The 6,270-nt window shown below is 65.4% G+C and carries 5 protein-coding genes; all 5 read left to right on the forward strand.

The features are described from left to right. Positions 1-17: 17 nt before the first annotated feature. Complete coding sequence (locus tag RMO40_RS25555) at positions 18-77, forward strand: hypothetical protein (RefSeq protein ID WP_489660225.1); 60 nt, start codon at positions 18-20, stop codon at positions 75-77. 277 nt (positions 78-354) lie between these two features. Then, positions 355-1,233, forward strand: a complete 879-nt coding sequence (locus tag RMO40_RS22660) for a DUF3570 domain-containing protein (RefSeq protein ID WP_489660226.1) — start codon at positions 355-357, stop codon at positions 1,231-1,233. Positions 1,234-1,247: 14 nt separating this feature from the next. Beyond that, complete coding sequence (locus RMO40_RS22665) at positions 1,248-1,853, forward strand: AraC family transcriptional regulator (RefSeq protein WP_309725865.1); 606 nt, start codon at positions 1,248-1,250, stop codon at positions 1,851-1,853. Positions 1,854-1,897: 44 nt separating this feature from the next. Then, positions 1,898-3,838 carry a hypothetical protein gene (locus tag RMO40_RS22670; protein WP_309725866.1) on the forward strand — a complete coding sequence of 647 codons (1,941 nt, stop codon included), beginning with the start codon at positions 1,898-1,900 and terminating at the stop codon, positions 3,836-3,838. 10 nt (positions 3,839-3,848) lie between these two features. After that, positions 3,849-6,270: tetratricopeptide repeat protein (locus tag RMO40_RS22675; protein WP_309725867.1), on the forward strand; the 2,422-nt coding region annotated here is incomplete at its 3' end.

Raw genomic sequence — 6,270 nt, forward strand, 5'->3', positions numbered from 1 at the left:
ACGAACACGTGCGTGAAGTGCGCGAAGGTGGCCGTGGTGCCACAGGTGTGCAAGGGGGCGGCTGTGGCTGCAACTGAAGTGCGCCCGCTCTGGCGGCGCTCGGTGGTGCATGCCTGGCGTGGCCTGCTGCGCCTGCTGGCCGTGCTGCGCCGCAACCGCGTGCATGCGGCCGGCCTGCTCGGCGGAGCGCTCGCCACGGGCGTGGCCCATGCGGCACCGACCCTGCCCGAAGACCGTGCCGACGCGATGTACCACGTCTACGACGGGGGTGGCCTCAAGGCCTATGGGCCGGCCGTGCTGGTGCGCAAGAAGCTGGGTGAAAACCTCTCGCTCTCGGGCTCGTATTACGTCGACATGGTCAGCAACGCGTCGATCGACGTGTTGACCACCGCCAGCCCCTACAAGGAAACGCGCAACGAGTACAACCTCGGTGCCGACTACATCGTGCGCGACGCCACCATCAGCGTGAGCACCTCGCACAGCAAGGAACCCGACTACGTGGCCGCGGCCACGAGCATCGACATTGCGCAAGAGGTGTTCGGCGGTATGACCTCGCTGAGCCTGGGCTACACCCGCGCCCACGACCTGGTGGGCCGCAAGGGCGAAGGTTTCATCGACAACGCCACCCACTGGCGCTACCGATTCGGCGTGACGCAGATCCTGTCGCCCAGCTGGCTGGCCAGCCTGAACATGGAAGCGGTGTCTGACGACGGTTTCCTCGGCAGCCCCTACCGCGCCGCACGCGCCTTCGGCACCACCGTGCCCGAGAGCAACCCACGCACACGCTCCAGCCGCGCGGTCAAGGCTCGAGTGTTGGGCGAGGTGACGCCGGGCAACGCCGTGCGTGCCGAGTACCGCTATTTCTGGGACACCTGGGACATCAAGGCCCACACCACCGAGTTCGGCTACAGCCGCCAGATCGGCGACGCGTGGCTGGTCGACTGGTACGGGCGCTATTACACGCAAACCAAGGCGCTGTTCTACACCGACAACGCCACGAGCCAGACCACCTACCTGTCGCGCAACCGCCAGCTCAGCACCTTCAAGTCTACGAGCCTGGGCGCCAAGATGTCGTACACGGCCAAACGCGTGCCCGGCAGCTACGAAATCAAGCTCAACGCCGCGTTCGAGATGGTGCGGTTCAAGTTCGCCGATTTCACCGACGTGCGCAACGGCAAGCCCTACGAGCACGACGCCAGCATCATCCAGCTGTTCGTGTCGGCCACATTCTGAAGAAGGTTCGCCTCATGTACTTCCACCACTGCTGCAAATGGATCGCCGCCAGCGTGCTGCTCGCCGCCTCGGCCACCTGGGCCGCTGATGCACCGGCCGGCGCTGCAAGTGCCCCAAGCGTTTCTGCTTCGGCACCCGCTGCGGCAGCGAGTGCGCCTGCCGCTGCGGCTTCGTCGGTCAGCCTGGAGACCCGCATCCAAGAAGCCAAGGGCGACGTGATCCGCCTCAACCGTGACCTGCTGGTGCTCGAAGAAGAGCTGCTCTTCCCGGCCAACACCCAAGTGGCGGTGTTCTTGTCGATGGACGTGGGCAAGCTCTTCGAGCTGGGCTCGGTGCAGGTCAAGCTCGACGACAAGGTCGTCGCCAACTACCTCTACACCCCGCTCGAAGTGAAGGCTCTTCATCGCGGTGGCGTGCAGCGCATGTACCTCGGCAACCTGAAGTCGGGCGCGCACGAGATCGTGGCGCTGTTCACCGGCGGCGGGCCGCACTTTCGCGACTACAAGCGTGGCGCCACGGTGAAGTTCGACAAGGGCACCGAGCCCAAGTACATCGAGCTGCAGATCAAGGACTCGACGGGCAAGCTGCAGCCGGAGTTTGTGGTCAAGGTCTGGCAGTGACGCGCACCTCGAGCCGAAAGCAGTAAGCGAACATGCGCCTGCGGATGTCTCCGAAGAGTGTGCTGCGCCGGCTCGGTGTGGCCGCGGCCTTGGCGTTTGCCGTGGGTGGTGCGGCCTCGGCGGCCGACAAGCCTGATGGGCGGGTCAAGGACCCGCACTACGGCGACACCTTGTTCCATTTCTACCAAGACCACTACTTCAGCTCGGTCACCGGCCTGATGGTGTCGCAGCACTTCAATCGCGTGTCGAAGCACGCTGACGAAGCCGAGGTCTTGCGTGGCGGTCTGCTGCTCTCGTATGGCATGCACAAGGAAGCCGGAGACATCTTCGCTCTGCTGATCGAGAAGGGCGCTGCGCCGCCGGTGCGTGACCGGGCCTGGTTCTTCCTGGCCAAGATCCGCTACCAGCGTGGGTTCTATGTGGAGGCCGACGATGCGCTCGGCCGCATCGAGAAAAACCTTCCGCCCGACCTGGAAGAAGAGCGTGTGCTGCTGAAGGCCAATGTGGCCATGGCGCGCGGCGACTACGCGACCGCCGTGACCGTGCTCAACAGCATGGCCGACCCCGCCAAGGAAATCTCCAAGGGCACTACCAGCGCGAGCCTGTACGCCCGCTACAACCTGGGCGTGGCCCTGGTGCGCAGCGGCAACCCGGCAGGCGGCAGCGCCTTGCTCGACCAGATCGGCAAGGCGCCCACGCCGCCGCAGGCGAGCGAAGAATTCCGCAGCCTGCGCGACAAGGCCAATGTGGCACTCGGTTTCACCGCCTTGCAAGACAACAAGCCCGAAGCCGCCGGCCCCTACCTGGAGCGTGTGCGCCTGAACGGCTCGCAGTCGAACAAGGCCTTGCTCGGCTTCGGTTGGGCCTATGCCTCACAGAAGGACCATAAAAAAGCCCTGGTGCCCTGGACCGAGCTGAGCCAGCGCGACACCAGCGACTCGGCCGTGCTCGAAGCCAGCATTGCCTTGCCATACGCCTTTGGCCAACTCGGCGCGTATGGCCAGGCGCTCGAGCGCTACAACGCCGCCATCACGGTCTACGAGCGTGAAAACACCGGCCTCGACGAATCCATCGCCGCCATTCGTGGTGGCAAGCTGCTCGACGGCTTGCTGGAGCGCAACCCCGGCGAAGAGATGGGCTGGTTCTGGAGCATTCGCGAGCTGCCGCACATGCCGCATGGTGGCCACCTCACGCAGGTGCTGTCGCAACACGAATTCCAGGAAGCCTTCAAGAACTACCGCGACCTGCAGTTCCTCACCCGCAACCTGCAGCAGTGGAAAGACAGCCTGCTCGTGTTTGGCGACGTGCTCGACAACCGCCGCAAGGCCTACGCCGAGCGCTTGCCGCTGGTGCTGGCCAAGGCGCGTGACATCGGCTTGAGCGACATGTCGGCGCGTGGTGCCGCGCTCGCCTCCGATCTGAAAGACGCCGAGGAACGAGCCGATGGCACCGCATTCGCCGACGCCAAGGAGCGCGAGTTGCTCAACCGGCTCGACGACGTGCAGGCCAACCTCAAGGCCCTGGGCGACACCCCCGACACCCCGGCGGCGCGTGAGCGCGAACGCCTGGTGGCCGGTGCGCTGACCTGGCAACTGGCCCAGTCGTACACGGCCCGCCTGTACGAGGCCAAACGTGCGCTGCAAACACTGGAAGCCGGCATCAATGAAGCCAAACAACGCGAAGCTGCGCTGCTGCAAGCCCAGCGTGACGAACCTGCGCGCTTCGACCAGTTTGCGCTTCGCATTGCCGAGCTCGACAAACGTATCCAGGCGCTGATCCCACTGGTGGCGGCGCTGAGCAAGGAGCAACAAGGGGCACTGCAAGAGCTGGCCGTGGCCGAACTCACACGCCAGAAAGACCGCTTGGCGGCCTATTCCACGCAGGCGCGTTTTGCGGTGGCTCAGCTCTACGACCGTGCCGACAAAGCCAAGGAGCCGCAACCCAAGCCCGCAGCACCGAAGGATGCAGACAATGCACCCAAGTAAGTTGGCTGCGATGCGCCCGCTCGTCTACGCGCTGCTGCTGTGCGGCCTGTGCGCCTGCGCCGGCAAGCGCACCAGCCCACAAACCGAGCCGCCCACACTCAAAAGCCTGGCCGGCCGCCAGATCGACGTGCAGGCCGACCAGGGTGTGGCGACCGGCAGTGAAGAAAAGGCCATTGCCGCCTACCGCAAGTTTCTCGAAGTGGCGCCCAACGCGCCGCAACGCTCCGAAGCCATGCGCCGCCTGGGCGACTTGGAAATGGACACCGCCGACAACAAGCTCGCGAGCGGCGATGGCCCGGCCAACCCCGACTACAAGGCCGCCATCGCGCGCTACGAAGACTATTTGAAGGCCTTCCCCAACGACCCGGGCAATGACCGTGTGTACTACCAGATCGCCCGCGCCCACGAGCAGGGCGGTGACCTGGAAACCGCACTCAAGACGCTCGATGGCCTGGTGGCGAAGTACCCGCAGACCCCCTACCTCGCCGAGGCCCAGTTCCGCCGCGGCGAGCTGCTTTTCACCACACAAGACTACGCGAAGGCCGAGCAGGCCTACGCCATCGTGTTGAAGGGTGATGCCAAGGGCGCGTACCACGACCGTGCGCTCTACATGCATGGCTGGTCGCTGTTCAAGCAGGCCAAGGTCGAAGAGGCCCTGGGCTCGTTCTTCGGCGTGCTCGATGCCAAGGTGGCCAACCGCGCAGGTGGCGCCGAACTCGAAAGCCTGGAAGGGCTCACACGCGGTGACCGCGAGCTGGTCGAAGACACCTTCCGTGTGGCCAGCCTGTCGCTCGCCAACCTGCAAGGTGCCGAGTCGATCCCGGCCTACGTGACCAACGACACCCGCCGTTCCTACGAGTTCCGTGTGTACCAGCAGCTGGGCGAGCTCTACATCAAACAAGACCGCATCAAGGACGCGGCCGACACCTTCGGCACCTTTGCCAAACGCTCGCCACTGCACGCCCAGGCGCCGCAACTGCAGGCCCGCGTGATCGACATCTACCAGGCCAATGGTTTTGCCAACCAGGCGCTCGATGCGAAGAAAGACTACGTCTCTCGCTACGGCGTGGAAAGCGAGTTCCGCAAGGCCAACCCCGAGGGCTGGGAGGCCGCGCAGGCGCTGGTCAAAACCCACATGGCCGAGCTGGCGCGCCACCACCATGCGCTCGCCCAAAAGAGCAAGCTGAGCAGCGACTACCAAGAAGCGGTGAAGTGGTACCGCGCTTACCTGGGCTCCTTCCCCAACGACCCCGAAGCGGCGCAAAACAACTTCCTGCTGGCCGAGCTGCTGTATGAAGACAAGCGCTTCAGTGAAGCCGCGGCCGAGTACGAAAAAGCCGCTTACCAGTACCCGGTGCACGCCAAGAGCGCCGACGCCGGCTACTCCGCGCTGCTGAGTTACGCCGCGCTGGAAAAGACCGTGCAGCCGGCCCAGGTGGCTGAGTTGCAGCGCACCGGTGTCGACAGTGCCTTGCGTTTTGCAAAGGCCTTCCCGACCGACACCCGTGCGGGCACGGTGCTCACCAACACCGCCGAAAAACTCTTTGCCCTGCGTGACGAGCGCGCGGCTGCCGTGGCCCAACAGGTGCTCGCACTCGACCCGCCGGCCCCCACCGCGCAGCGGCGTGTGGCCTGGACGGTGGTGGCGCACACCTCGTTCGAGAGTGGTGCCTTCGACCGCGCCGAACGGGCCTATGTCGAGGTGCTGGCCCTGACGCCCGAAAAAGAAGCCGGCCGCAACGAGCTGGTCGAGCGCCTGGCCGCCGCGGTCTACAAACAAGGTGAAAAGGCCCGTGCTGCCGGCCAGTTGCGCGACGCCGTCGGCCACTTCAACCGCGTCGCGGTGGTGGCGCCGCTGTCGGCAGTGCGCGCCACGGCGCAGTTCGACGCGGCCGCAGCGCTGATCGGCCTGAAAGACTGGGACGGTGCTGCACGTTCGCTTGAAGACTTCCGCCAGCGCTACCCCAAGCATCCGCTGCAAGCCGAGGTGGGCGGCAAGCTGGCCGTGGCCTACATGGAAAAGGGCAACTGGAGCCAGGCGGCGGGTGAGTTCGAGCGCCTGTCGGCCTCGAGTGCAGACCCGAAGGTGGCTCGCGCCGCGCTGTGGCAAGCCGCCGAGCTGCACGAAAAGGGCAGCGCACGCGCCTTGGCGACCAAGGCCTATGAGCGCTACCTGAAACAATACCCCGACCCGTTGGAAACCAACCTCGAAGCGCGCTACCGGCTGGCGCAGATCGCCAAGAAAGACGGCGACAGCAAGCGCGAGATGGTCTTGATGCAAGAAATCTTCCAGGCCGACCAGCGCGCCGGTGGTGCACGCACCAACCGCACCCGCTACCTCGCCGCGATGGGCGCACTGGCGATGGCCGAGCCCACCCTCGACGCCTACCGCAAGGTCACCCTGGTGGAGCCTCTGGCCAAGAACCTCAAGC

Source organism: Rhizobacter sp., from assembly GCF_031412075.1.
In the GTDB taxonomy this organism is placed as follows: domain Bacteria; phylum Pseudomonadota; class Gammaproteobacteria; order Burkholderiales; family Burkholderiaceae_C; genus Rhizobacter.

Coding starts and splice junctions, on each gene's coding strand:
- RMO40_RS22665 (WP_309725865.1), top strand. CDS start 1,248: ATGTACTTCCACCACTGCTGCAAATGGATCGCCGCCAGCGTGCTGCTC.
- RMO40_RS22660 (WP_489660226.1), top strand. CDS start 355: ATGGTCAGCAACGCGTCGATCGACGTGTTGACCACCGCCAGCCCCTAC.
- RMO40_RS22670 (WP_309725866.1), top strand. CDS start 1,898: ATGTCTCCGAAGAGTGTGCTGCGCCGGCTCGGTGTGGCCGCGGCCTTG.